The sequence below is a fragment of the Luteimonas aquatica genome, assembly GCF_022662575.1.
GTDB classification, from domain to species: Bacteria; Pseudomonadota; Gammaproteobacteria; order Xanthomonadales; family Xanthomonadaceae; genus Luteimonas; species Luteimonas aquatica.
This window is the reverse complement of the sequence record NZ_JALBFU010000001.1, coordinates 85,289-110,821: the sequence shown is the minus strand read 5'-3', so window position 1 is coordinate 110,821 and position 25,533 is coordinate 85,289. Positions and strand designations below refer to the sequence as shown.

The 25,533-nt window shown below is 71.6% G+C and carries 26 protein-coding genes; 6 read left to right on the top strand and 20 right to left on the bottom strand.

Going from position 1 to position 25,533, the window contains the following annotated elements:
* Window positions 1-23: 23 nt before the first annotated feature.
* A complete protein-coding gene (locus MD221_RS00510) occupies window positions 24-701 on the top strand; it encodes a DUF6445 family protein (protein WP_242106952.1) in 678 nt (225 codons plus the stop codon).
* A 21-nt stretch (window positions 702-722) separates the two neighbouring features.
* Here the strand turns inward: MD221_RS00510 and MD221_RS00505 are convergent, their stop codons facing one another.
* The 18 genes from MD221_RS00505 to prmB all read right to left on the bottom strand — a co-directional run bounded on the left by MD221_RS00505 (window position 723) and on the right by prmB (window position 18,627).
* The gene (locus tag MD221_RS00505; RefSeq protein WP_242106949.1) at window positions 723-1,100 is read right to left on the bottom strand and encodes a VOC family protein; all 378 of its coding nucleotides are present in this window, start codon (window positions 1,098-1,100) and stop codon (window positions 723-725) included.
* 25 nt (window positions 1,101-1,125) lie between these two features.
* Complete coding sequence (locus MD221_RS00500) at window positions 1,126-1,758, bottom strand: RNA polymerase sigma factor (protein WP_242106947.1); 633 nt, start codon at window positions 1,756-1,758, stop codon at window positions 1,126-1,128.
* A gap of 10 nt (window positions 1,759-1,768) precedes the next feature.
* Window positions 1,769-2,146 carry a glyoxalase superfamily protein gene (locus MD221_RS00495; RefSeq protein WP_242106945.1) on the bottom strand — a complete coding sequence of 126 codons (378 nt, stop codon included), beginning with the start codon at window positions 2,144-2,146 and terminating at the stop codon, window positions 1,769-1,771.
* A 29-nt stretch (window positions 2,147-2,175) separates the two neighbouring features.
* Window positions 2,176-3,129 carry an isopenicillin N synthase family dioxygenase gene (locus tag MD221_RS00490; RefSeq protein WP_242106943.1) on the bottom strand — a complete coding sequence of 318 codons (954 nt, stop codon included), beginning with the start codon at window positions 3,127-3,129 and terminating at the stop codon, window positions 2,176-2,178.
* Between the two features lie 49 nt (window positions 3,130-3,178).
* Window positions 3,179-3,466 carry a hypothetical protein gene (locus MD221_RS00485; protein ID WP_242106941.1) on the bottom strand — a complete coding sequence of 96 codons (288 nt, stop codon included), beginning with the start codon at window positions 3,464-3,466 and terminating at the stop codon, window positions 3,179-3,181.
* Window positions 3,467-3,506: 40 nt separating this feature from the next.
* Window positions 3,507-4,871 (bottom strand): phosphoglucosamine mutase, encoded by a 1,365-nt coding sequence (gene glmM / locus MD221_RS00480; protein ID WP_242106939.1) that lies wholly within the window; start codon window positions 4,869-4,871, stop codon window positions 3,507-3,509.
* Between the two features lie 252 nt (window positions 4,872-5,123).
* The gene (gene accD, locus MD221_RS00475) at window positions 5,124-6,017 is read right to left on the bottom strand and encodes an acetyl-CoA carboxylase, carboxyltransferase subunit beta (protein ID WP_242106938.1); all 894 of its coding nucleotides are present in this window, start codon (window positions 6,015-6,017) and stop codon (window positions 5,124-5,126) included.
* 73 nt (window positions 6,018-6,090) lie between these two features.
* Entirely contained in the window at window positions 6,091-6,900 is an 810-nt protein-coding gene (gene trpA, locus MD221_RS00470; RefSeq protein ID WP_242106937.1) for a tryptophan synthase subunit alpha, read from the bottom strand.
* A gap of 28 nt (window positions 6,901-6,928) precedes the next feature.
* A complete protein-coding gene (locus MD221_RS00465) occupies window positions 6,929-7,264 on the bottom strand; it encodes a TfoX/Sxy family protein (RefSeq protein WP_242106936.1) in 336 nt (111 codons plus the stop codon).
* A gap of 25 nt (window positions 7,265-7,289) precedes the next feature.
* Window positions 7,290-8,531 carry a tryptophan synthase subunit beta gene (gene trpB / locus MD221_RS00460; RefSeq protein ID WP_242106935.1) on the bottom strand — a complete coding sequence of 414 codons (1,242 nt, stop codon included), beginning with the start codon at window positions 8,529-8,531 and terminating at the stop codon, window positions 7,290-7,292.
* A gap of 256 nt (window positions 8,532-8,787) precedes the next feature.
* Complete coding sequence (locus tag MD221_RS00455; RefSeq protein WP_242106934.1) at window positions 8,788-9,441, bottom strand: phosphoribosylanthranilate isomerase; 654 nt, start codon at window positions 9,439-9,441, stop codon at window positions 8,788-8,790.
* Window positions 9,442-9,518: 77 nt separating this feature from the next.
* Window positions 9,519-10,307 carry a tRNA pseudouridine(38-40) synthase TruA gene (gene truA, locus MD221_RS00450; protein WP_242106933.1) on the bottom strand — a complete coding sequence of 263 codons (789 nt, stop codon included), beginning with the start codon at window positions 10,305-10,307 and terminating at the stop codon, window positions 9,519-9,521.
* 23 nt (window positions 10,308-10,330) lie between these two features.
* Window positions 10,331-12,211, bottom strand: a complete 1,881-nt coding sequence (locus MD221_RS00445; protein WP_486624457.1) for a motility hub landmark protein FimV — start codon at window positions 12,209-12,211, stop codon at window positions 10,331-10,333.
* A 90-nt stretch (window positions 12,212-12,301) separates the two neighbouring features.
* Window positions 12,302-14,224, bottom strand: coding sequence for a FimV/HubP family polar landmark protein (locus MD221_RS00440; protein WP_242106931.1), 1,923 nt, complete (start codon window positions 14,222-14,224; stop codon window positions 12,302-12,304).
* Window positions 14,225-14,378: 154 nt separating this feature from the next.
* Entirely contained in the window at window positions 14,379-15,407 is a 1,029-nt protein-coding gene (locus tag MD221_RS00435) for an aspartate-semialdehyde dehydrogenase (RefSeq protein WP_242106930.1), read from the bottom strand.
* A 183-nt stretch (window positions 15,408-15,590) separates the two neighbouring features.
* Entirely contained in the window at window positions 15,591-16,589 is a 999-nt protein-coding gene (locus tag MD221_RS00430; protein ID WP_242106928.1) for a 2-hydroxyacid dehydrogenase, read from the bottom strand.
* Window positions 16,579-17,685 (bottom strand): chorismate synthase, encoded by a 1,107-nt coding sequence (aroC, locus tag MD221_RS00425; RefSeq protein ID WP_242106925.1) that lies wholly within the window; start codon window positions 17,683-17,685, stop codon window positions 16,579-16,581. Before aroC ends, MD221_RS00430 begins: the two co-directional genes overlap by 11 nt.
* Window positions 17,686-17,709: 24 nt before the next feature.
* Window positions 17,710-18,627, bottom strand: coding sequence for a 50S ribosomal protein L3 N(5)-glutamine methyltransferase (prmB, locus tag MD221_RS00420; RefSeq protein WP_242106923.1), 918 nt, complete (start codon window positions 18,625-18,627; stop codon window positions 17,710-17,712).
* Window positions 18,628-18,771: 144 nt separating this feature from the next.
* Here prmB and MD221_RS00415 point away from each other — a divergent pair, with 144 nt between their 5' ends.
* A complete protein-coding gene (locus tag MD221_RS00415; protein WP_242106921.1) occupies window positions 18,772-19,416 on the top strand; it encodes an SCO family protein in 645 nt (214 codons plus the stop codon).
* Entirely contained in the window at window positions 19,413-20,258 is an 846-nt protein-coding gene (gene asd / locus MD221_RS00410; RefSeq protein ID WP_242106919.1) for an archaetidylserine decarboxylase, read from the top strand. The genes MD221_RS00415 and asd overlap by 4 nt, the downstream gene beginning before the upstream one ends.
* A 212-nt stretch (window positions 20,259-20,470) precedes the next feature.
* Here asd and MD221_RS00405 read toward each other — a convergent pair whose 3' ends face one another.
* Both MD221_RS00405 and MD221_RS00400 read right to left on the bottom strand, forming a co-directional pair.
* Window positions 20,471-21,139: a lysoplasmalogenase gene (locus tag MD221_RS00405; protein WP_242106917.1), complete on the bottom strand. Its 669-nt coding sequence runs from the start codon at window positions 21,137-21,139 to the stop codon at window positions 20,471-20,473.
* Window position 21,140: 1 nt separating this feature from the next.
* Window positions 21,141-22,754, bottom strand: a complete 1,614-nt coding sequence (locus MD221_RS00400) for a transglycosylase SLT domain-containing protein (protein ID WP_242106915.1) — start codon at window positions 22,752-22,754, stop codon at window positions 21,141-21,143.
* Window positions 22,755-22,909: 155 nt separating this feature from the next.
* On the opposite strand from MD221_RS00400, the gene MD221_RS00395 reads away from it, so the two are divergent.
* From MD221_RS00395 to greB, 3 genes are read left to right on the top strand one after another with little or no spacing between them, the layout of a single operon-like run.
* Entirely contained in the window at window positions 22,910-24,457 is a 1,548-nt protein-coding gene (locus MD221_RS00395; protein WP_242106913.1) for a helicase HerA-like domain-containing protein, read from the top strand.
* Between the two features lie 34 nt (window positions 24,458-24,491).
* Window positions 24,492-25,016, top strand: a complete 525-nt coding sequence (locus MD221_RS00390; protein ID WP_242106911.1) for a copper resistance protein NlpE — start codon at window positions 24,492-24,494, stop codon at window positions 25,014-25,016.
* The gene (gene greB, locus MD221_RS00385; protein ID WP_242106909.1) at window positions 25,017-25,526 is read left to right on the top strand and encodes a transcription elongation factor GreB; all 510 of its coding nucleotides are present in this window, start codon (window positions 25,017-25,019) and stop codon (window positions 25,524-25,526) included. It abuts the gene before it with no gap.
* Window positions 25,527-25,533: the final 7 nt, after the last annotated feature.

Sequence of the window (25,533 nt, the reverse complement as noted above, 5' to 3'; positions counted from 1 at the left end):
CGCCCTATAGTGGAGACATGTCCATGCCCCGCCCTCAGCCCGCCAGACGCTTGCCCATCCTGCCCTACCAGAAGCCGACGCTCGGCCGCGACTACTGGCTGCTGGACGACGCCCTGCCCAATGCCGACGCGGTCCGCGCGCGCTGCCTGGCCAAGACCGACTGGAACGAGGGCTATCCGTACAAGCCGGAGAGCTGGCCGGGCCTGCGCGCGATCCCCGGCCTGGAACCGGACGAGCTGGCCCACATCGAGACCTGGGTGAAGCAGGTCACCGGCGCCAAGCAGCTGAAGGTGGCCAGCACCGGGGACGACACCCACCTCAACCACAATTGCGTACAGGTGGTCGGCATCGACGAATGCCAGCCCCGGCCGCATACCGACTCGCGCCACCTGTGCCGCTACGCCGCGGTGCTGTATCTCAACCCCGCGGTGCCCGACAGCTGCGGCACCGGGTTCTATCGCCAGCGCATGCCGGGCGGCCAGCTGGGCGGCAACACGGTGATGCCGCCGCACCGCAACCTGGCCGAGGCCCTGGGCGCGCGCTTCGTGGCCCCGGACGCCTTCGTCGAGGACATGCGCATCGCGCACCGCTACAACCGCCTGCTGCTGTACCGCGCCAACCTCATCCACAGCGCCACCGGCTACTGGGGACAGACGCTGGCCGAGAAGCGCATGGCGGCGGTGTTCTTCTGGCTGACCTGAGTCCGGCCTGCGCGCGCGGGGCTATTTCCTGCGCGGCAGCTCCGGCCCCTGGTGCAGGCTGAGCAGATTGCGGTCCGGGTCGACGAAGTCCAGCGACAGGCCGCCGTCGGGCGACTCGCCCACCGGCACCACGATCTCCACGCCGCGCGCGGCCAGCGCCTCGGCGTAGTCGTCGATACCCCCGTCCAGGCTGAACACCACCACCGGGGAATCCCCGGCCTTGGCCTGGTGGACGATGAAGACCAGGACCAGCTCGCCCACCTGCGCCATGGCGAACGCGCCGTCATGGCCTTCGGTCACCTCGACCGGCAACCCCAGCGTGTCGCGGTAGAACGCGACCGAGCGCGCCAGGTCGGAAACGAAGAACACGATGGCGCCTACCTTGCAATCGGACAACATGGGCTTCTCCTGTGTGTGATCCCGTCTATCCGTTGCCGCCGGGCGCCGGAACGTGAGCACGGCGGCGGATCACCAGCAGATGGCCGTCGCCGTCGTGCGTGCCCAGGCCCGCGCCGCCGCGCAGGGCCGCCTTCAGTGCCCGGCGGACCAGGCCGAACTGCAGTTCCACGCTGCGCGCCGGATCGCGCACGTAGGCCAGCGCCAGGCTTTCCGCCCGCTCGGCCGGGCGCAACCCGGCCAGGGCCTTGCGGATGCCGGTCAACCGCTGCCGGAACGCGGCCGGCGACAGCCCCAGGATCCAGCGGATCTCCTCGGCCGATAGGCCATGCAGGGCCAGCACCGCCACCCGGCGCCCCGCCGGCGGCAGCCGGCGCAACCAGTCCGGCACGGGAACGGAGGCATCGCCGGAGCCGGTTTCCGGGGGCGCTCCCGCCGCGGCATCGTCGGCCGCGGCGCGCTCGCGGCGGCGGCGGCGCACGGCGCCGCGCGCCTGCAGCGCCGCCTGCTTGCGCAGCACGCCGGCCAGCCAGGCGGCGTCGGAGCGTCCCGCCCGCAGCGCGGCCAGCAACGCCTCCTGCACCAGGTCCTCGGCGTCGGCTTCGGTCCTGGCCAGGCCGCGGGCCTGCGCGCGGAGGCGAAGATAGCTGTCCGGCTCCATCGCGCCCCGCTCAATCCGGGGCGTGGGTGATGAACACCAGCCGGTTGCCGTCGGGATCGAGGATGACCATGTCGCGCATCTCCTCGCCGAGGTTGTTGCCGGGCGCCTGATCGACCTCGACCCCCGCGGCCAGGCAGGCGGCGTAATAGGCGTCCACGTCCATGTCGGGGAGATAGAAATGCACCAGGCCGCCGAACGCGCAGTCGCCGGTGTGCTCGGTGAGGAAGATCGTCTGGCCGTGGCGCGAGATCGAGGCGAACACCGGAAAGCCCGGCCCGAACAGGTGCGTCCAGTCCTCGGCGAAGCCCAGCCGCTCGTAGAAGCGCCTGCTGTCTTCGTAGGACTTCACCCGCAGCGCCGGAACGACCGATTGTCTCGCCGATTGCATGGCCGTCCTCGCGCCGTGAGGGTTTTCGCCTACTTCAGCTTGATCTCGCGCAGCCGCTCCTCCAGGTATCCCTGGGCGGTGATCGGCTCGGGATAGCGCTTGGGGTTGTCGGGCGTGATCGTGGACGGCAGCACGTCGATCAGGAAATCCGGATTCGGATGCAGGAAGAACGGCACCGAGTAGCGCGGCTTGCGCGCCTGCTCGCCCGGCGGATTGACCACGCGATGGGTGGTGGACGGATACACGTGGTTGGTCAGGCGCTGCAGCATGTCGCCGATGTTGACCACGATGGTGTCCGCGTCGGAAGTGAACGGCACCCATTCGCCCTTCTTCGACAGCACTTCCAGGCCGGCTGCGCTGGCGCCGACCAGCAGCGTGATCAGGTTGATGTCCTCGTGCGCGCCGGCGCGCACGTTGGGGATGTCGTCGGCGGTGATCGGCGGATAGTGGATCGGGCGCAGGATCGAGTTGCCCGAGTCGGTCTTGTCGGCGAAGTAGTGCTCCGGCAGGCCGATGTGCAGGGCCAGCGCCGCGAGCACCTGCGAGCCGAGCCTGTCGAGCGCGTCGTAGAGCGCGTAGCCCTTCTCGCGGAAGCCCTCGACCTCCTCGGGCCACAGGTTCGGCGCCATCACGTCGGTGTACTTGGAGTCGCCCGGGATCTCGCGGCCGATGTGCCAGAACTCCTTCAGGTCGGAGTGCTTGGCGCCCTTGGCCGTCTCCACGCCGAAGGGCGTATAGCCGCGCGCGCCGCCGCCGCCGGCCACGTGGTAGTGCTTCTTGGTCTCCTCGGGCAGCGCGAAGAAGCGCTTGAACACGTCGTAGGAGGCGTCGATGAGGTCCTGCGGGATGCCGTGGTTGCGGATGCCGGCGAAGCCCCACTCGCGGTAGGCCGCGCCCAGCTCGTCGACGAAGGCCTGGCGATCCTCGGGGCTGGTCGGATGGGTGAAGCGGCGGATGTCGAGGGTGGGAATGCGTGCGGTCATGGGAAGGCCTTGGGTCTTGATTCTCGGGTCTGTCGTTGGGTCGGCCGCGTCACTGCCGGCATGCCTGCCGGTCCACGGCCCGCATCATCTGGGCGAAATAGGCGCGCATCTGCACATCGTCGAGCAGCGTGCCGAGGCCCAGGCCGAACGACGGGGAGGCGAGCTCGGCGCGCAATTCGGACAGGACGAGCCGGCATGATGCGTGGCTCGCGGCTTCCCCGGCCAGCCGCGCGGCGGCGACCTGGGGATCGACCGCGTAGCGCAGGCGCAGCAAGTAGGCCAGCGTCCGCAGGCGCTCGCCGGTGTCCTTCGCGTTTGCCAGCATCGTCCAGTCCATGCCGCTCGCCTATGCCGCCCGTCCATGCCGCTCGCAACACTCAGCCGGCGGTGGCCGCCGTGCGCACCGCCTCGGCCAGCCGCTCCAGCGTAGTCTGCACCAAGTCGGCGTCGTCCGCCTCCACGGTCACGCGCACCACCGGCTCGGTGCCCGACGGGCGCAGGAAGGCGCGCCCCCTGCCCTCCACGGCCTGCTGCGCCTGGCGCAGCGCCGCCTTTACGCTGTCCGCCTCGGCCGGCCTGGCGTCGCCGTCGTAGCGCACGTTGATGGTCTTCTGCGGCACCTTGCGCAGCCCCTGCAGGGCGTCCTGCAGGCGGATGCCGCGGCGGCGCAGCACTTCCAGCACCTGCAGCGCGCTGATGATGCCGTCGCCGGTGGTGGCGCGGTCCAGGCACAGCAGATGCCCGGAAGCCTCGCCGCCGAGGATGCCCTCGTGCTCGAGCAGCGCCTGGTGCACGTAGCGGTCGCCGACCTTGGCGCGCAGGAAGCCGATGCCGGCCTCGGCGAGCGCGCGCTCGAAGCCGTAGTTGCTCATCAAGGTGCCGACCACCGGGCCGTGCAGGCGCCCGGTCTGCTGCCAGTCGGTGGCCAGCAGGAACAGCAGGTCGTCGCCGTCGCGCAGCACGCCCTCGCCGTCGACGAACAGCACGCGGTCGCCGTCGCCGTCGAAGGCGATGCCGAGGTCGGCGCCGGTCTCGCGCACGCGCGCGGCCAGGCCCTCGGGATGGGTGGAGCCGACGCCGTCGTTGATGTTCAGGCCCGAGGGATCCACGCCGATCGCGTCGACGCGCGCGCCCAGCTCGCGCAGCACCAGCGGCCCGATCTGGTAGGTGGCGCCGTGCGCGCAGTCGACCACGATGCGCATGCCGTCGAGGTCGAAATGCCGCGAGACCGAGCTCTTGCAGGCCTCGACGTAGCGGCCGACGGCGTCGCGGGTACGGATCGCCTTGCCCAGCTGCTCGGAGGTCACGGTGCTGAAGGGCTTCTCCAGCGCGGCCTCGATGGCCAGCTCGGTGGCGTCGTCGAGCTTCTCGCCCTCGGCGGAGAAGAACTTGATGCCGTTGTCGTAGTGCGGGTTGTGCGAGGCGGAAATGACGATGCCGCCGTCGGCGCGCAGCGAGCGCGTCAGGTGCGCGACCGCGGGCGTGGGCATCGGCCCCATCAGCTGCACGTCGACGCCGGCGGCCACCAGGCCCGCCTCCAGCGCGGCCTCGAACATGTAGTTGGAGATGCGCGTGTCCTTGCCGATGATCACCTGCGGGCGGCGCCACTCGCCGCCGGCCTTCATCGCCGCGCGCAGGGTATGGCCGTAGGCATTGCCCAGGCGCAGCACGAAGTCGGCCGAGATGGGGCCTTCGCCGACACGGCCGCGGATGCCGTCGGTGCCGAAATATTTGCGGGTCATCGATCCTCTCTTTCGCAGGGCGGGATTACGTCGGGGATGGCAGATGCGCCGGAGGCTTGCCGCTGCGCGCCCGTCGGCCGGACGCGCATGGAGGAAGCCGGCCGCCGCCCTCGGCCCGTTCCGCGTCGCAAACCGTCTCCGCGACATGCGGGCGGTAAGGTACACGCAATGCTTGCACTTGTTCGTGAATCCCGGACTCCGCTTCGCGCGCGCCGGCGATCGCGATGACGCCGGCGCGTCCGGTGCAGGGCCTCAGCCCTCCACCACCACGTCGTCCTCGGGCTTGGGCTGCCGGGTCAGCAGCGCCAGCAGGTGCGCGATGCGCTCGCGCAGCTCGCGCCGGTCGCAGATCTGGTCGATCGCGCCATGCTCGAGCAGGAACTCCGAACGCTGGAAGCCCTCGGGCAGCGTCTCGCGCACGGTCTGCTCGATCACGCGCGGGCCGGCGAAGCCGATCAGCGCCTCCGGCTCGGCGATGTTGATGTCGCCCAGCATCGCGAACGAGGCCGAGACGCCGCCGGTGGTGGGATGGGTCAGCACCGAAACGTAGGGCAACCCGGCCTCGCGCAGGCGCGCCAGCGCGGCCGAGGTCTTGGCCATCTGCATCAGCGAGAACAGGCTCTCCTGCATGCGCGCCCCGCCGCTGGCGGAGAAGCACACGAACGGCGCGCCGATCTCCAGCGCGCGCTCGGCGCCGAGCGTGAAGCGCTCGCCGACCACCGAGCCCATCGAGCCGCCCATGTAGGCGAAGTCGAAGGCGCTGGCGACCAGCGGCCGCTGCTTCAGCGTGCCCTGCAGCGTGACCAGCGCGTCGCGCTCGCCGGTGGACTTCTGCGCGGCCTTGATGCGGTCGCCGTACTTCTTCTGGTCCTTGAACTTGAGCACGTCGGTCGGGCCGAGCGCCGCACCGATCTCCTCTGTACTGCCGGCGTCGAGGAAGGCCGCCAGGCGCACCCGCGCGCGGATCGGCATGTGGAAGTTGCACTTGGGGCAGACCTCGAGGTTCTCCTCGAGTTCGGGCCGGTACAGCACGGCGCCGCAGCGCTCGCACTTCTCCCACAGGCCCTCCGGCACGCTGCGCTTCTTGGTCGCACCGGCCTCGGTGCGGATGCGCGCGGGCATCAATTTCTTCAGCCAGGACGACATGCGATCGGGTCAACCTCGTAGCGGCCGGGCCGCGTTCGGGAGGAAGTTTAACGCACGCGCCCTGGACGCCCGTTCAGGCGCCACCATCCAGGGCCGTACGCAAGGGCGCCAGGAACGCCTGGGCGCGCGCCGCGGCCGTGCCGGCGTCCGCGCTTTCGGCCAAGGCCGCGACCAGCGCGCTGCCGACCACCACGCCGTCGGCATCCGCGGCCATGGCCGCCGCGCTGGCGGCGTCCTTGATGCCGAAGCCGGCCACCACGGGCGCGCGGCTGGCGGCGCGGATCGTGCGCAGGCGCGCGGCGGCGGCAGCGGTGTCAAGGCGCTCGGAAGCGCCGGTCACGCCGGCGAAGCTGACGTAGTACAGGTAGCCCTGCGCGTGCTCGCACAGCCAGGCCAGGCGCGCCTGCCCGGTGGTCGGCGAGGCCAGCAGGATCAGCGCCAGGCCGTGCGCGGCGAAGGCCTCGCGGAACGGCCCCGCCTCTTCCGGCGGCAGGTCGACCAGCAGCACGCCGTCGACGCCGGCCCGCGCGGCGGCGGCGGCGAAACGCTCGGCGCCGCGGATCTCCACCGGGTTCAGATAGCCCATCAGCACCACCGGCGTCTCGGCGTCGCGTTCGCGGAAGGCGCGCACGCTCTCCAGCACGAAGGCCATGCCCGCCCCGCGCGCCAGCGCGCGCTCGGAGCTGCGCTGGATGGTCGGGCCGTCGGCCATGGGGTCGGAGAACGGCACGCCGAGCTCGATCACGTCCGCGCCGGCCGCGACCAGGGCATGCATCACCGGCACGGTAGCCTCCAGCGAGGGATCGCCGGCGGTGATGAAAGGCACCAGGGCCTTGCGCTTGCTCGCCTGGAGCCGGGCGAAACGGGTTTGGATGCGGGTCATGGCCGGTCGGTCGTCTCGTGGGAAAGGGTCATCGCTTGGATCGTTTTGGGGTCCTGGGCTTCGGCGCGGGCAACCCGGCGGCGGTGGCCGTCAGCAGGCGCCGCAGCAGCTCGGAATCGTCGAGCGCCTCGTCGATCAGGAAGTGCGGCTTGGCGCCGGGGTACGGACTGGCCTCGACGACCTCGCCGAGCAGCCGGCGCGCGGCCTCGGTGGGTTTGAGATAGAGGCTGTTGTCGCAGGCCAGGGCCACGACCTTGCCGTCCACGTACAGGGCGTATTCGCCGAACATCTTCTTGTGCGTCAGGGTGCCGGGCATGTCCGCCTGCTCGCGCACGTAGTCGATGAAATCCGCTTCGGTGGCCATGGCGGTCTCCGGCAGGCGCGCGGCGCTAGAGTTCCAGGCCCTCGCGCGCGGCGATGGTGTGTACGTCCTTGTCGCCGCGCCCGGAGAGGTTGCACAGCACCAGCCTGTCCTTGGGCAGCTCGCGCGCCAGCTTGATCGCCTGGGCGATGGCGTGGCTGGACTCGAGCGCGGCGAGGATGCCCTCGGTCCTGGCGAGCAGGTGGAAGGCCGCCAGCGCCTCGTCGTCGCTGACGCCGACGTACTCGGCGCGGCCGCTGTCGGCGAGGAAGGCGTGCTCGGGCCCTACGCCCGGGTAGTCCAGCCCGGCGGAGACCGAATGCGTCTCGATGATCTGCCCGTCGTCGTCGCAGATCACGTAGGTGCGGTTGCCGTGCAGCACGCCCGGGCGCCCGGCGGCGATGGAAGCGGCGTGCCGGCCGCTGGCGATGCCCTCGCCCGCCGCCTCGGCGCCGACGATGCGCACCTCGCGGTCGTTGAGGAAGGCGTGGAACAGGCCGATGGCGTTGCTGCCGCCGCCGACGCAGGCGGTGATCGCGTCCGGCAGGCGGCCGTATTCGGCCAGCATCTGCTCGCGCGCCTCGCACCCGACCACGGCGTTGAAATCGCGCACCATGCGCGGATAGGGATCCGGCCCGGCCACGGTGCCGATGATGTAGAAGGTGTCGCGCACGTTGGTGACCCAGTCGCGCATCGCCTCGTTGAGCGCGTCCTTCAGCGTCGCCGACCCGCTGCGCACCGGCACCACGGTGGCGCCGAGCAGGCGCATCCGGTAGACGTTGATCTTCTGCCGCTCGATGTCGGTGGCGCCCATGTACACCACGCACTCCAGCCCCAGGCGCGCGGCGACCGTGGCGCTGGCCACGCCGTGCTGGCCGGCGCCGGTCTCGGCGATGATGCGGGTCTTGCCCATGCGGCTGGCCAGCAGCGCCTGGCCGATGGTGTTGTTGATCTTGTGCGCGCCGGTGTGGTTGAGGTCCTCGCGCTTGAGCAGGATGCGCGCGCCGCCGACGTGCTCGGCCAGGCGCGCGGCCTCGTAGATCGGGCTCGGCCGGCCGACGTAATGGGCGAGGTCGCGCTCGAAGGCCTGCACGAAGGCCGGATCCACGCGCGCGGCGTCGTAGGCGGCGGCCAGCTCCTCCAGCGGGCCGATCAGGGTTTCGGCGACGAAGCGGCCGCCGTAGCGGCCGAAATGGCCGTCGGCGTCGGGGTAGCGGTGGTAATCGATCGCCGCGCCGGACGCGGCTTCAGGCTTCGGGAGGTGCGACATGGTGTTCTCCAGGACCGGGCGCCGCGGCCGCGATCGGGCCATGCGGGCGAGAAGCTGACGTATCGATCGGGCCGGGGCGGCCGCGACTCGTCCAGGCGGCGCGCTTATCGAACGGCGGCCGCGGGCACGCGGCGCCAGCGTCGCAGGGAGCGACCGAAGGGCGACGGCGGGCGATTCGAGAAGTTCATGGCGTGCGCCTAGCTTACCCAATCCACGGCGCTTCGTCTCGCGCCGGAATGCCCGGCACGCGCCGGGGTCATTCCGTGCAATCCGCCCTTCGGACCTCTTCGACGAAGCGCCGCATCTTGTCGCCGTCCTTGATGCCGGGCTCGCTCTCGATGCCGCTGGCCAGGTCCAGGCCCCAGGGACGCACCGCGCAGACGGCATCGAAGACGTTCTCCGGCGTGATGCCCCCGGCGAGCAGGAAGGGCTTCTGCAGGCCGGCCGGAATGCGGCTCCAGTCGAAGGTCTTGCCGCTGCCCCCGCCTCCGCCGCTGGCGTGGCTGTCGAACAGGAAGCCGGCCGCGGAGGGATAGCGCCCGAGCAGGGCCGGCAGCGACGCCTCGATGCCGGCATCGCCCATCGCCACCGCCTTCATGTAGGGCACGCCGAAGCTACGGCAGAAGACTTCGTTCTCGCCGCCGTGGAACTGCAGCAGATGCGGGCGGACCTGCCGCACCACCTCGCGCACCTCCTCGGCGGGGTTGTCGTTGAACAGCGCCACCGAGCTCACCATCGGCGTCAGCGCCTGGCGCAGCGCGCGCGCTTCCTCGGCGGCGATGCGGCGCTTGCTGTTCGCGGCGAAGATGAAGCCGACCGCGTCCACGCCCAGTTCGCAGGCCAGCCGCACGTCGCCCGCGCGGGTGAAGCCGCAGAACTTGATGCGGGTGCGGAATTGGGGGCGTGCCATCGTGCTGTCGATCTCCCGGATGCCAGGAGCGTACCCGCTTTGCGCCGCCGCCACGAAACCCCAACGACGGCAACCAGTTACGCCGTCAGGCTGACTTCCGTCGGCAATCCCCACGAGGCCGGATACAGCGGACCGAGGAAAACCAGCCCGGTCGACGGCGCAGTCGGCCCCGCCAGCGTGCGGTCGCGCCCGGCCAGCAGTTCGGCGATCCAGGCCTCCGGGCGCTCGCCGCGCCCGACCGGAAGCAGGCTGCCGACGATGTTGCGCACCATGTGGTGCAGGAAGGCGTTGGCCTGCACGTCGATCTCCACGAGATCGCCGTCCCGGCGCACCGAAATCGCCTGCAGGTCGCGCCGCGGATGCGGCGCCTGGCAGTGCACGGTGCGGAAGGCGGAGAAGTCGTGCTCGCCGAGCAGGGCCTGGGCGGCGCGGTGCATGGCCTCGGCGTCCAGCGGGCGGCGTTCCCAGGTCAGGTAATGGCGCTGCAGGGCCGGCCGCACGGGGCGGTTGAGGATGCGGTAGCGATAGCGCCGCGCGCGCGCGGCGAAGCGCGCATGGAACTCCGCGGCCACCGGCAGGCACCAGCGCACGCTGATCGCCTCCGGCAGCCGCGTCGTGGTGCCCAGCACCCAGGCGCGCGGGTCGCGCGGCGCATCGCTGTCGAAATGCACCACCTGGCATTGCGCGTGCACGCCGGCGTCGGTGCGGCCGGCGCAGACGGTGTCGATGCGCGCGTCGGCGACGAAGGACAGCGCCTGTTCGATGCGGGTCTGGATCGCGCCGTCGTCGTCGGCGCCGGGCTGGCTCAGGCGCTGCCAGCCGAGGAATTGCGCGCCGTCGTATTCGATGCCCAGCGCATGGCGCATGGCTGACTCCGCGCCGCCGGCGATTACAGGTCGCGCAGCAGGCGCGCGGCCTCGCCGCGTGCGGTCGCGTCGCCGCCCGCCGCCACTTCCTGCAGCAGGCTGCGCGCGGTGTCGACATCGCCCAGGTCGAGATAGGCGCGCGCCAGTTCCAGGCGCTCGTCGTCGATCGGCGTCGCGGGTTCGGTCGCCGCCGTCGAAGCGACGGCAGACGGGGCGGCGGCGGCCGACGCGGTCGAGGCCGCGGCCAGATCGCCGGCATGCCAGGTGGGCGCGCGCGTGGCCGCCGGCGGAGGCGGCGCGCGGTCGGCGCCGGGCGCGGCATCGCGGGCGGTGAGCTCGGACAGGGTCGGCGCGCTGTCGAAGACGGCGCGGCGCGCAGGCGCAGGCGCGGCCTTGCGGCGCAGGAACAGCCAGGCCAGCAGCGCCACCACGACGGCCACGGTCAGCCACGGCCAGAGCGCCACCGAGCTGCCCTGCGAGGTCGACGGCGACGGCGCGGGCGTGGCGGGCTGCTGCTGGGCGGCGAGCTTGCGCTGCGCGGCGGCCAGTTCGCCGTCCTTCATCGCGATGAGCTTCTGCTGGTCCTGCTGCAGCTTCTCCAGATCGGCCACGCGCGCCTTCAGTTCCTGCACCTCGGCATCGCGCGCGGCCAGGGTTTCCCGCGTCTGTTGCACGTCTTCTTGTCGCAGCATGTCGCCCCCGCCCTTCGCATCGAGCCCGGATTGTGTGCCGGCGCGCTGGCCGCCATTGGCCGACGGCGGCACGATCTCCAGCCGCGCGTCGGCCGTGCGCGGCGCGGCGGCCTTGTCGACCGGCTTGCGTTCGGCCGCCACGGGTTTGTTGACCGCCGCCTGCGGCGCGGCGGCGGCGGACTTGTCGTCCGTGCCGGTCTCCGCGCCGGCGACGGCCGACGGCTGCAGCACCGGCTTGCGCAGCCCATCGCGCCACTTGCCGATCTGCTCGCGCACCAGCGCGCGCGCCTCGGCGGCGTTGTGCTGCGACAGGTCCTCGGCCTGCGGAATGCGCAGGCTGGCGCCGGTGCGCAACAGGTTGATGTTGCCGCCGATGAAGGCGTCCGGATTGGCGCGCAACAGGGCCAGCATGGTCTGGTCGAGCGTCGCGTCCTGCAGGGCCAGCCCGCGCGCGATGCCCGACAGGGTATCGCCCGCCTTGACCGGTCCGTATTCGTTCGTCGTCTTGCTGGCGGCCGGAGGCTTCGCGGCCGCCGCGGCGCCGGTCGCTTTCGCCGGCGCCACCGAAGCATCGTTGCCGGGTTTCTCCAGTGGCGCGGCCGCGACCGGGGTCGGCGGGAAGGCCGCCTCCGGCCTGGCCGGTTCCGTCTTCGCCGGCTGGGCCGGGGCCGGCGCCGGTTCGGACACCGCCGTTTCCGCCGGCGCGGCGTCGCTGCCGCGCTCGATGGCGTTCGAGCTCGCCGTGGTCGGCGCCTGGATCGCCGGCTGCAGCGGCGAGGAGACCGTGCGCGGCGCGTCGAGCAGCGCGGAGTATTCGCGCACCAGCCTGCCCTGCCCCCAGTCCACCTCGACCAGGAAGGTCAGCAGCGGCTGCTGCACCGGCGCGCTGGTGGTGACGCGGATCACCGGCCGCCCCTGCGGATCGAGGGCCACGACGAACTGCAGGTCGGCGACCGCGCCCTGCGGCGGCGCCAGCCCGATGCGCGCGAAGGTTTCCGGCGAGGCCAGCCGCGCCTGCAGGTTCTCCAGCTCGGCCGGGTCGCTGGAGACGATCGGGATCTCGGCCAGCAGCGGCTGCCCGGCCTGCGACTTCACCTGGATCTGTCCCAGGCCCAGCGCGAACGCGGGGCCGGCCAGCAACGCGAACGTCGCCACCAGCGCGGCGACCAATGCTCGACGCATTGCCGCGGTGATCATGTTTCCCCGGGTCATGCGCGGCACTCTAGCCGCGCACGCCATTGATCCGCAACGGTTTCATGGAAACTGGCGCGGATTTCGCGGCGGCCGTGACCGCCGGCACGCTCAGTCCTCGAGCGCGCGCAACAGGCGCGCGGCCGCCTCGCCGGCGTTGTCCTCGCCGCTGTCGGCGACTTCCTGCAACAGGCGGCGCCCGGTCTCGAAATCGCCGAGGTCGAGATAGGCCTGCGCCAGGCGGATGCGCTTGAGGCCGTCGGATGCGGGCGAGGCGCCCGTTGCCAGCGGTCCCGCGGCGCGGCCGTGCCAGGTCGGCGCGGACGTGGCGGGCGCGGGCTCCTCTTCCTCGACGGCCGGCGACGGCACGGCGGCGGCCAGGGTCTCGGGATCGAAGGCGCGGCGCGCCGGCGCGGCGGGGCCGCGCAGCCGCGAAACCAGCCAGACCAGCAGCAGGAGCAGCACCAGCGCGCCCACCAGCCAGGGCCAGACCGGCGCGCGGTCGGCGGCGGGCGCCGCCTTCGCGGACGCCGACGCCTGCTCGGCCTCGCGCTTTTGCGCCGCGCCGGTATTGCGCTGCGCGGCGGCCAGTTCGGTGCCCTGCAGCTCGATCAGCTTCTGCTGGTCCTGCTGGATCTTCTCCAGCCCGGACAGGCGATCGCGCAGTTCGCGGATCTCGGCCTCGCGCGAGGCCAGCGTTTCCTGGGTCTGCTGCAGTTCCTGGCGCAGTTCGCCGCCGCCACCGCCCGCGGCGATGCCCGAGCGCGTACCGGCGCTCGCGCCGCGCTCGGCAGCCGAGGCCGCCGGCACGATTTCCAGGCGCGCGCTGGCCGCGCGCGGCGGCGGCTTGCTTCCCGGCGCGGCCGCCATCACCCCCGGTTTCACGGGCGCCGGCGGCGGCAGCGCCGGCGGACGCGGCGGCTCCCCGGCCAGCGCGGCCGGCTGCGGCGTGGTCGGATGCCCGCCCCGCCACTGGTTGATCTGATCGCGCACCATGATCGCGGCCTGCGCGGCGCTGAAACGCGACACCTCGGCCTCGCTGGGCGCGTGCAGGGTCGCGCCCTTGCGGATCAGGTTGATGTTGCCGCCGATGAAGGCGCCGGGATTGGTGCGCAGCAGCGCCAGCATCACCTGGTCGCGGGTATAGCCTTCCGGCCCCAGGTTGGCGGCGATCTTGCTCAGGTTGTCGCCGCCCTTCACCGGCCCGTAGCGTTCGGCCTTGGCGCCAGCGGCCGCCGGTTGCGGCGCGGGTGCGGGCGCCGCGGGCACCGGCTTCTTCTGCGCCGCGACCTCCGCCTTCGGCGCCGGCTTGGCCTCGGGCGGGGCGGCGGGCTTGGGCTTGGGGTCGGGCCTGGGCGCCGGCTTGGGCTTGGCCGGCGCCGGAATGTCGTTGCCGGCCACGGGGCGCTCGCGCGGCTTGGCCGGCGGCGGCGGGTTGCCCTGCAGCGGGATCGGGGCCGGCGGCATCTGCGCCGGCGGAACGGGCGCAGGCAGCGAGGCCGGCGCCTGCTGCGCCTGTCCCGCCAGCGGGATCGGCTGCGGCAGGTCCGGCAAGGATTCGGGCTCGCGGGCGATGGCGTTCGACGGCCCGGCCACCGGCGCCTGGATCAGCGGCGGCTGCGAGGCCGTCAGCGTGTTGGGCGTGCCCAGCGACACCGAGTACTCGCGCACCATGCGGCCGCTGCCCCAGTTCACCTCGATCAGGAAGGTGAAGAAGTCTTCCTGCACCGGCGACGCGGTGGTGATGCGGATCACCGACTTGCCGCGCTTGTCCCGCACCACCGCGAAGCGCAGTTCGGCCACCACGCCGTGCGGACGCTGCAGGCCGACGCGGGCGAAGGTCACCGCCGAGGCCAGCTGCGCCTGCACCTTCTGCAGTTCGGCCGGATCGTCGGAGACGACCGGAATCTCGGCCAGCAGCGGCTCGCCGATCCGCGACTTGATCTCGATCTGGTCGACGTCCACCGCCCACGCCGCCGGCGACATCGCGGCGGCCAGGGTCACGGCCAGCGCCAGCACCCCTGCCTTCAGCATCCCTGCCCTGAACGGTATTCCGGTCACGCGCGTTTCAACCCCGATGTCTCACTCATGGCGCGACTTTAGCCGCGCCCCGGTGACATCCGCAACGAATCCCCGTCGCGGCAGGCGCGCCGGACGCCGGAACGGGCGCCGGGCGCGCGCGGCCGCCTCAGGCCTGCTCGGCCGCCACCAGCTCGGCGACCTGCACCGCGTTCAGCGCGGCGCCCTTGCGGATGTTGTCCGAGACCACCCACAGGTCCAGCCCGCGCGGGTGCGAGAGGTCCTCGCGGATGCGGCCGACGTAGACCGCGTCGTTGCCCGAGGCATGCGTCACCGGCGTCGGGTAGCCGCCGGGCTTGCGATCGTCCACCACCTCCACGCCCGGCGCGGCCTGCAGCAGCTCGCGGGCCCGTTCCGGGGTGATCTTGCGCCGGGTCTCGATGTGCACGGCCTCGGAATGGCCGTAGAACACCGGCACGCGCACCGCGGTCGGGTTCACCTGGATGCTGTCGTCGGCGAGGATCTTGCGCGTTTCCCAGACCAGCTTCATCTCCTCCTTGGTGAAGCCGTTGTCCAGGAACTCGTCGATGTGCGGGATCAGGTTGAAGGCGATCTGCACCGGGAAGCGCTGCGGGTCGGCGTCCTGGAAGTTGAGCAGTGCGCCGGTCTGGCGGCCGAGCTCCTCCAGCGCGGAGCGCCCGGCGCCGGACACAGACTGGTAGGTCGCCACGTTGATGCGCTCGATGCCGGCCTCGCGGTGGATGGGCGCCAGCGCCACCAGCATCTGCATGGTCGAGCAGTTCGGATTGGCGATGATGCCGCGCGGACGCTGCCGCGCCGCGTCCGGGTTGACCTCGCTCACCACCAGCGGCACGTCGTCGTCGTAGCGGAAGGCCGAACTGTTGTCGATCACCACCGCGCCGGCGGCCGCGAACCTGGGCGCGTACTCCTTGGAAATGGAGCCGCCCGCGGAGAACAGCGCGATCTCCACGCCGGCCGGATCGAAGGTCGCCAGGTCCTGCACCACCACGTCGCCGTTGCCGAATTTCACTGTCTCGCCGGCCGAGCGCTCGCTGGCCAGGGCGACGAGTTTGCCGACCGGGAACTTGCGCTCGGCCAGGATGTTCAGCATGGTTTCGCCGACGGCGCCGGTGGCGCCGACGACCGCGACTGTGTAGCGACGACTTTCGTTGCTCATGTGGGGATCGGGGAATGAGTGGGGGGGCGCCGGCCCGACGCGTCCCGCGGCGCGGGAGCGGAAAAACCGCCGGCGTGCGGCAAGCATACGGCACGCGTCCGCGCCGCGCGGCCCGCCGCTTAGGAATTTTTCGCATGAGCGCAAAAGCGCTCCACCCGAGGCCGTATCGCCCGCGGCGCGCCTTCAGCGCGCCAGCGCGTCCGCGTTCACCGGCGTGGGCGGGCGCCCGGCATGCGGTCCACGGCCCAGCGCCGCGATCAGGTTGTCCACGGCCAGCGACACCATCGCCCGGCGCGTGGCCAGGCTGCCGCTGCCGATGTGCGGGGTCAGCACGACGTTGCGCAGCGCCAGCAGCCGCGGATTGACCGCCGGCTCGCCCTCGAACACGTCGAGGCCGGCGGCGGCCAGGCGCCCGCCGGCCAGGGCGTCGGCCAGCGCGTCCTCGTCGATCAGGCCGCCGCGGGCGATGTTGGTCAGCGTGGCGCTCGGCTTCATCTTCGCCAGCGCCGCCGCGTCGACGATGTGGCGGCTTTGCGCCGAGTACGGCAGCACCAGCACCAGATGGTCGGCGCGCGCCAGCAGCGCGTCGAAGGCCACGTACTCGGCGCCACATTCGCGTTCCACCGCCTCCGGCAGGCGGCTGCGGTTGTGGTAGAGCACGCGCATGCCGAAGCCGCCCGCGCGCCGGGCGATGCCCTGCCCGATCCGGCCCATGCCGAGGATGCCCAGCGTGCTGCCGTGGATGTCGGCGCCCAGCAGGCTGCGGAACGACCAGCCCCGCCACTGGCCCTCGCGCAGCCAGCGCTCGGCCTCGGTGATGCGGCGCGCGGCGGCCATCATCAGCGCGAAGCCGAGGTCGGCGGTGGTCTCGGTGAGCACGTCCGGGGTGTTGGTGACCAGGATGCCCGCCTTCGACAGCGCCGGCACATCGAGGTTGTTGTAGCCGACCGCAACGTTGGCCAGCACGCGCAGGCGCGATGCCTGCGCCACCTCGTCCGCGCCGACCGGCTCGTTGAGGGTGATCAGGGCGCCGTCGGCCTCGTGCAGCGCCGCGGCGATCCGCGCCGGGGCGTGGTCGGCCACCTCGCGGTTGGCCTCGACCTCGAAATATTCGTCCAGCCGCCCGACGATGTCGTCGAACAGCGGCTGCGAGACCCAGACGCGCGGCCGCTCAGCGGCCATCGCCGGGAATGCGGCCGTCGGGAATGCGGAAGCCCGCCTCCACGTCCGCGCACTGCGCGCGGTGCCGCAGCGCCTGGTCCATCAGCACCAGCGCCAGCATCGCCTCGCAGATCGGCGTGGCGCGGATGCCCACGCAGGGATCGTGGCGGCCGGTGGTGACCACCTCGACCTCCTCGCCGTGCACGTCCAGCCCGCGCGCCGGCAGGCGCAGGCTCGAGGTCGGCTTGAACGCCACCGAGACCGACACCTGCTGGCCGCTGCTGATGCCGCCGAGGATGCCGCCGGCATGGTTGGAGAGGAAGCCCGCGAGGGTGGCCTCGTCGCGGTGCTCGCTGCCCTTCTGCGCCACGCTGGCGAAGCCGTCGCCGATCTCCACGCCCTTGACCGCGTTGATCGACATCATCGCCGCGGCCAGTTCGCCGTCGAGCTTGCCGTAGATCGGCTCGCCCCAGCCCGGCGGCACGCCGTCGGCGACCACGGTGACGCGCGCACCGACCGAATCGCCGGACTTGCGCAGCGCGTCCATGTACGTTTCCAGCTCCGCCACCTGCTCGGCGCAGGGCCAGAAGAAGGCGTTGTCCTCGACCGCGGCCCAGTCGTGCGCGCGCGGCACGACCTCGCCGATCTGCGCCAGATGGCCGCGCACGCGCACGCCGAAGCGCTCGGCCAGCCATTTCTTGGCGATCACCGCCGCGGCCACCCGCATCGTGGTCTCGCGCGCCGAGGAGCGGCCGCCGCCGCGCGGATCGCGGGTGCCGTACTTCTGCCAGTAGGTGTAGTCGGCGTGCCCGGGGCGGAACTGCTCGACGATGCGGTCGTAGTCCTTGCTGCGCGCGTCGGTGTTGCGGATCAGCAGCGCGATCGGCGTGCCGGTGGTGCGGCCCTGGTAGACGCCGCTGAGGATCTCGATCTCGTCGGCCTCGCGCCGCGCCGAGGTGTGCCGCGTGCGCCCGGTGGCGCGCCGCGCCAGGTCGTGGGCGAAGTCCTCGGCGGCGATGGCGATCCCGGGCGGGCAGCCGTCCAGCACGCAACCGATCGCCGGCCCGTGCGATTCGCCGAAGGTGGTCACGCGCAGCAGGTGGCCGAAACTGTTCATGGGGAAGTATTCATGCGCGCAGTTTCATGGCCGCGCGTTCGCCAGCTCGCGGATGCGCGGGTGGTGCACGATCAGCTCGGCGCACTCCACCGCGAAGATGCCCATCTGCCCGACCTTGAACTCGATCCAGGCGAACTCGACGTCCGGCAGCAGCTTGACCAGCGCGCGCTCGGACTCGCCGACCTCGCAGATCAGCAGCCCGTCCTCGCTCAGGTGCAGCGGCGCGTCGCGCAGGATCTTCAGCACCAGGTCCAGGCCGTCGTCGCCGGCGCGCAGCCCCATCTCGGGCTCGTAGGAATATTCCTTCGGCAGCGCGTCGGTCTCGGCGTTGCTGACGTAGGGCGGATTGGTGACGATCAGCTCGTAGTGCTCGCCGGACAGCCCGGCGAACAGGTCGGACTTGCGCAGGCGCACGTTGTCGGCGTGCAGGCGCGCCTTGTTCTCGGCCGCCAGCGCCAGCGCCTCGTCGCTGAGGTCGACGCCGTCCACCTGCCATTCGGGGTTGTAGTGGCCCATGGCGATGGCGATGCAGCCCGAGCCGGTGCACAGGTCCAGGGCGCGCCGCACCTCGCGGCCGCCGAGCCAGGGCTCAAAACCACTTTCGATCAGTTCGGCGATCGGCGAGCGCGGCACCAGCGCGCGCTTGTCGCTCTTGAAGCTCAGGCCCGCGAACCAGGTCTCGCCGGTCAGGTACGAGGCCGGGACGCGCTCCTCGATGCGGCGCGTGAACAGCGCCAGCACCTCCGCCTTCTCGGCCGCGGTCACGCGCGAGGCGCCATAGACCGGCGACAGGTCGTGCGGCAGGTGCAGGGCGTGCAGCACCAGCTGGGTGGCCTCGTCCAGGGCGTTGTCGTAGCTGTGGCCGAAGGTGAGCCCGGCCGCGTTGAAGCGGCTGGCGCCGTAGCGGATCAGATCGATGATCGTCTTCAGTTCGTCGGTCATGGCCGCGCGCGGCGGTTTCGGCGTCTGCGCCGGGCCGGGAAGTATAAGGGAAGGCCAAAATCCGCGGCGGCGCGGGCCTGCGGACCCATGCGCGTATCATGGCCGCCTCCGAGCAGCCGCTCCGCACGCCCGCCTCCCGCGCCCATGTTCAATCGCCCCATCGCCCTAGTCCTGATCGTCGCCCTCGCCGCCGGCCTGGGGCTGTTGGTATCACAGAAGTTCTTCGGCGCCCGCGCGCCCGCCGGCCCGCAGTTGCAGACGGTCAAGCTGTTCCCGCAGCCGCGCGTGCTGCCGGCCTATGCCCTGCAGCAATCCGACGGCACGCAGCTGGTGCCGGGCGAGCTGAAGGGGCACTGGACCCTGGTATTCCTCGGCTTCACCTTCTGCCCGGACGTCTGCCCGACCACGCTGACCGAGCTGGCGCAGGCGCAGAAGCAGTGGGAAGCGCTGCCCGAATCCACCCGTCCGCGGGTGCTGTTCGTCTCCGCCGATCCCGAGCGCGACACGCCGGACCGCATCGGCGAGTACGCCCACGCCTTCCACCGCGACACGCTGGCGGCCACCGCCGACATTCCGGCGCTGGAAAACTTCGCCCGCTCGCTGTCGCTGGTGTTCGCCAAGGTGCCGGCGCCCGCCGGCGCGCCGGCCGACCAGTACACCATCGACCATTCGGCCACCATCGCCCTGCTCGACCCGCAGGGCCGCATGGCCGGCGTGATCCAGCCGCCGCTGCAGCCCAAGGCCATCGCCGCCGACCTGCTCGCGCTGAGCAAGGCACCGGCTCGATGAGCCTGGTCACCACGCTCACCTACGTCCTGCCCCACCGCCTGCTGTCCTCGCTGGCCCGCCGCCTGGCGTATTCGCGCAGCCCCGGGCTCAAGCAATGGCTGATCGACACGGTGACGCGCCGCTTCGGCGTCGACCTGTCCGAGGCGGCCGAACCCGATCCGCGCGCCTATCCGAGCTTCAATGCCTTCTTCACCCGTGCCCTGAAGACCGGTGCGCGCGTGCCCGACGCCGATCCGCGCGCACTGCTGATGCCAGCCGACGGCCACATCAGCCAGTGCGGCGCGATCGAGGGCGATCGCATCTTCCAGGCCAAGGGGCAGTCCTTCACCGCGACGGAGCTGCTCGGCGATGCCACCGGCGCCGCGCCCTTCGCCAACGGCCTGTTCGCCACCGTGTACCTGTCGCCGCGCGACTACCATCGCGTGCACATGCCCTGGCGCGGCCGGCTGCTGGAGACCGTGCATGTTCCCGGCCGCCTGTTCAGCGTCGGCACCGACGCGGTACGCAACGTGCCGCGCCTGTTCGCGCGCAACGAGCGCCTGGTCTGCCATTTCGAGACCGACTTCGGCCCGATGGCGGTGGTGATGGTCGGCGCCCTGCTCGTCTCCGGCGTGGAAACGGTGTGGAGCGGCGTGGAGATTCCCCGCTACGCCGATGCCGTGACGCGCAAGGATTACCGCCGGCAGAGCATCGTCCTCGACCGCTTCGAGGAAATGGCGCGCTTCAACTACGGCAGCACGGTGATCGTGCTGCTGCCCGCCGGCACGGCCGAACTGGCCTCCTCGCTGGCCGCGGAATCGCCGGTCAGGCTCGGGCAGCGCCTGGCGACGCGCGTCGGCTGAGCGCGCTGTCCGGCCTGGGCGGCTCACTTCGCCGCGGGATGGGCTGTCCGCGCAGTCGAAGCCCATCGACACCTTCAGCTTGGCCTTGGCCGGCACGGTGAACTCATCGTCCCCCTGGCGCGTCTGGCAGGCATAGTCCTCGCCATCCATCGCGGTGACGGTGACTATGGTTGTTCTGCGCGAGTGATTCGACGGCAACCGTCCCAAGAAAATCAAGGGTTCGTCGCCGGCCCCTTGCCCACGGACAACGCGATCATCGTCTGCGCCAGCCAGTAGGCCGCCAGCACCACCAGGCTGGCGGCGGCGAACGGCATCGCGAAGCGATCGGTGGCCAGCACCGCATCGGACAACACGAATACGCCGCCACCCGCCGCGCCCCATGCCGCGGTGGCCTCGGCGCGCACGCGCCAGACGACGGCCGCCTGCGCCGCCATCGCCGCCAGCACCGCCACGTACACGACCACCGGCACGCGCAGCGCCACCGGCAGCGAGGGCCAGAGCATCGCCAGCACGCCGCCGGCGACCAACGCGTAGGCGGCGAACGGCCACGGCACGGCGGCCAGGCGCGCGCACCGCGTGAAGGCGAACAGGTAGGCCAGATGCGCGAGAAGAAAACTAGCCAGCCCGTGCACGAACCAGCGCGGGGCCAGCATCAGGAACACGTCGCCGAGCGTGGACAGCAGCAGCCCGGCGACGATCGCGCGCCGATAGCCCGTTTCGGACGCGGGCAGGCGCAGCGCCAGCGCCACGATCAATAGCGTGGTCAGCGGCTTGCACAGCAGGTGCAGCCAGTGCGCCCCCGGCGCGTAGGCGCCGGCGATCGCCAGCGCCGCGCTCAGCGCGATCGCGGCGATCCACGCGCGCAGCGCCGCCGCGGACATGCTATTGCCTGCAGCCGCTGAGCGTCAGGCGCTGCCCGGCGTGCACGGCGTAGCGCGGCCCCTTGATGCCGTTGGCCTTGGCCAGCGACTTGGTGTCGCAGGAATAGCGCTGCGCGATCGAGACCAGGGTGTCTCCACGCGCGACACGGTGCTCGCGCGGCGTCTTGCGCGGCGCCGGCGCGGCCGGCGTCTGCATCGCGGACGTGGCCACGGCGCTGCCCGCGCCCGGCCCCGGGCCGGCGGGCGCGCCGACCAGCCCCGCGGGCGGGGACACCGGCAGCGTGGTCAGCGGTCCGGTCCGCACGATCGCGGTGGTGGGGTCGCTCATCACCAGCTGCTTGGCCAGCTGCGCGCGCGGGCCGTTGATGCAGTGGCGGCTGTACAGGCCGGCGATCTGCGTGGTCGCGTTGAGGCTGGTGCCCGCCGGCAGCCAGCTGTCGGACTGGTAGCGCGGATTGAGGTTGCGCAGCGCGCGCATGAAGCCCTCGCGGGTGCCGGCGTTGCCCAGGCAGATGGTCAGCTCGTAGATCGAGGACGGCTGCTGCAGGCGCAGCTGCGCCGGCCTGGTTTCCACCTTCGGGAAGGTCAGGCCGTACTTCTTCGGATGCAGGAACAGCCAGGCCGCGGCGATCACCATCGGCACGTAGTCGCGGGTCTCGGCCGGGAACTGGTTGTAGACGTCCGCGTCCCAGAAACCGCGCCCGCCGCTGCCGTTGTAGACGCGCAGCGCGCGCCCCTCGCCGCCGTTGTAGGCAGCCAGGGCCATCTCGATGCTGCGGTTGAGCTCGCCCATGCGCTCGTTGAGGTAGGCCGCGCTCGCCTCGGCGGCGGCGTGCGGGTCGTAGCGGGTATCGAAGCCGGTCGCGTCCGGCCCCAGGCCGAAACGCAGCCCGGTGGCGTACATGAACTGCATCGGCCCGGCCGCGCCCGCGCGCGAGGTGACGTGCACCTTGCCGTTGGATTCCTTGGCCATGATGCCGAACAGCAGCGCCTCGGGCAGGCCGGCGCGCTCGTAGGACGGCCACATCAGCTGGCGCATGTAGGCGTAGTTCTCGTAGCTCTGGATCAGCGAGCCGCGCATGTCGGTGAGCCAGCGGCGGATGCCGGCCTGCACCGCCGGGTTGTACTGCACCATCTTGTCGAAACGGTGGCTGCGGTCGTCGAGCAGGCTGGCCGCGCGCGCCGCCTCCGGCACGTCGGCGGCCAGGCCGACGTCGCCGGCATGGTCGGGGTCCGGGTTCATCGGGTCGTCGTCGTCGCTGTCGGCCTGCGCGGCGTCGGCGTCGGCGTTGAGCTTGAGCAGGCGCTTGTAGGCGGCCAGCTGCTGCCCGACCTGGCAGCCCTTCTGCTTCACGCAGGCGTCGACCGCGTCCTCCATGTCCTCCAGCGCGGCGTTGCTTTCCGGCACGCCGGTCGGATCGTTGTTGCCGATCTTCACCAGGGCGTCCCGGTAGCGTTTCTCCGCCGCCGCCATGCGCTGGTCGATCGCCTGGACGCCGGCGGCGTCGCGCTTGGACAGCGCCTGCGCGGCCGGCGCGACCAGCAGGATCAGGATCGGGGCGATGGCGGCGAAAAGCGGCGCGGAACGCATTTGGAGACTGGCGGCAACGGGCATCGGACGGCAACTGCGGCGAAAAAGGGGGGTAGCGAGGGTAGCCTCGTTGCCCGCGATGCGGCAACCGCAGCACGTCACGAGCGGAGCGGCGGCCGCCGTACGGCGCCATGCGCGGCCATGGCATAGAATCGGCGTCCCCTTCGACAGGCGCCCCCATGGACCCCATTCTCGTTGGCAAGGCGGTGACCACCGCCAGCTCGTTGCCGGAAAGCAGTGGCCAGGTGTTCCTGCTGCCGAAATTCGGCAATCGCCACGGCCTGGTCGCCGGCGCCACCGGCACCGGCAAGACCGTCACCCTGATGACCCTCGCCGAGGGCTTCTCGCGCCTGGGCGTGCCGGTGTTCATGGCCGACGTGAAGGGCGACGTCGCCGGCCTGGCCGCAGCCGGCACCGACAGCGAGAAGCTGCAGGAGCGGCTCAAGCAGATCGGCGTCCCCGACTACAGGAACGAAGCCAGCCCGGTCGTGTTCTGGGACCTGTACGGCAAGCTCGGCCACCCGGTGCGCAGCACCATCAGCGAGGTCGGCCCGACCCTGCTGGCGCGCATCCTGGAGCTGAACGACACCCAGGCCGGGGTGCTGGAGATCGTCTTCAAGCTCGCCGACGACAACGGCCTGCTGCTGCTCGACCTGGAGGACCTGCGCGCCCTGCTCGCCTACGCCAGCGAGAACCGCAAGGACATCTCCGCCAAGTACGGACTGATCAGCACGCAGTCGATCGGCGCCATCCAGCGCGCGCTGCTGCAGATCGAGCAGCAGGGTGGCAACCTGTTCTTCGGCGAGCCGGCGCTCGAGCTGGCCGACATCATGCGCACCACCACCGACGGACGCGGCGTGGTCAACATCCTGGCCGCCGACCAACTGGTGCTCAAGCCGCGCCTGTATTCCAGCTTCCTGCTGTGGCTGCTCTCGGAACTGTTCGAGAACCTGCCGGAAGTGGGCGACCTGGACAAGCCCAAGCTGGTGTTCGTCTTCGACGAGGCCCACCTGCTGTTCGACGACGCGCCCGCCGCGCTGCAGCAGCGCATCGAACAGGTGGTGCGGCTGATCCGCTCCAAGGGAGTGGGCGTGTATTTCTGCTCGCAGTTCCCCGACGACGTGCCCGACAACGTGCTCGGCCAGCTCGGCAACCGCGTGCAGCACGCGCTGCGCGCCTTCACCCCGCGCGACCAGAAGGCGGTCAAGACCGCCGCCGAGACCTTCGTGGCCAATCCCAACCTGGACGTGGCCAAGACCATCGGCCAGCTCGGCACCGGCGAGGCCCTGGTCTCCACGCTGCAGGACAAGGGCGTGCCGATGCCGGTGGAAAAGACCCTGATCGCGCCGCCGCGCTGCCGCATGGGCGCGATCACCGAGGCCGAGCGCAAGCAGACGATGGCCGGCAGCCCGGTCGGCGGCAAGTACGACCAGACCGTGAACCGCGAATCGGCGGCCGAGAAGCTGGCCGCGCGCGTGGCCGGCGCCGACGCCGGCAACAAGGAATCGGCATTGGAAAGTCCGCACAAGGATGTGCGGGCTCCTGCGAAGGACTCGCATGACGAAGGCGGCATCGGCCAGGCGGTGAAGGACGCCGTGTTCGGCACCAAGCGCCGCCAGGGCATGATCGAGACCATGGCCAAGCAGACCGCGCGCACCGTCGGCAGCCAGGTCGGCCGGCAGATCCTGCGCGGCATCCTCGGCGGCATCTTCGGCGGCAAGCGCTGACCCACGACCCCGGAACATCCCCAGGAACATCCCGATGAAGCACACCCTGATCGCAATCGCCCTGTGTTCCCTGCTCGTCGCCACCGCCGCGTGCAAGCGCGACGGTGCCGAGGCGCCGGCCGCACCGCCGGCCGATGCCGCGGCCGCGCCCGCCGATGCCAACGCCGCAGCCGAGGACGCGCACAGGACCGACGTGATCTCCGAAGTGGACCATGCGACGCCGCCGGCGGACTTCGACGTCAAGGGCTTCGCCGGCGTATTCGCCGGCACCCTGCCCTGCGCCGACTGCCCGGGCATCGACACCCGCCTGGAGCTCAAGGCCGACGGCACCTACGCCCTGCGGGAAACCTATCTCGAGCGCAAGGCCGAACCGCTCAAGAGCGACGGCACCTGGACGCTGGAAGCCGCCAACAAGCACATCCGCCTCGATCCCAACAGCAAGGACGAGCAGGACGGCCAGTTCGAGATCCTCGGCAAGGACGAACTGCGCAAGCTCGACATCGAAGGCAAGCCCATCGAGAGCAGCCTCCCCTACAACCTCAAGCGCAGCGCCGGCTGAGTGGGCCGCTGGCGCCCGCCCGCCGAGAAAAGCACCGCGCTGGTCACCCCGGAAGGCCATGCACGCCTGAAAGCCGAACTGGACGAGCTCTGGCGGGTGAAACGCCCGGAGGTGGTGCGCGCGCTGGCTGCGGCCGCCGCCGAGGGCGACCGTTCCGAGAACGCCGAATACACCTACCGCAAGAAGCAGCTCGGCGAGATCGACCGCCGCGTGCGCTACCTGAGCAAGCGCCTGGAGAGCCTGCGCGTGGTCGACGCGCCGCCCACAGACCGCGAGGCGGTGTACTTCGGCGCCGACGTGGAGCTTGAGGATGCGGCCAGCGGCGAACTGACCCGCTACCGCATCGTCGGCCCCGACGAGACCGACGCCAGGCTCGGCTGGATCAGCATCGACTCGCCGCTGGCGCGCGCGATGCTGAAAAAGCGCATCGACGATGAATTCGAGGCGATGCTGCCCGGCGGCCCGCGCCGCTTCTGCATCACCGACGTGCGCTACGGCGCCGCCGGCTGAAGCCCGC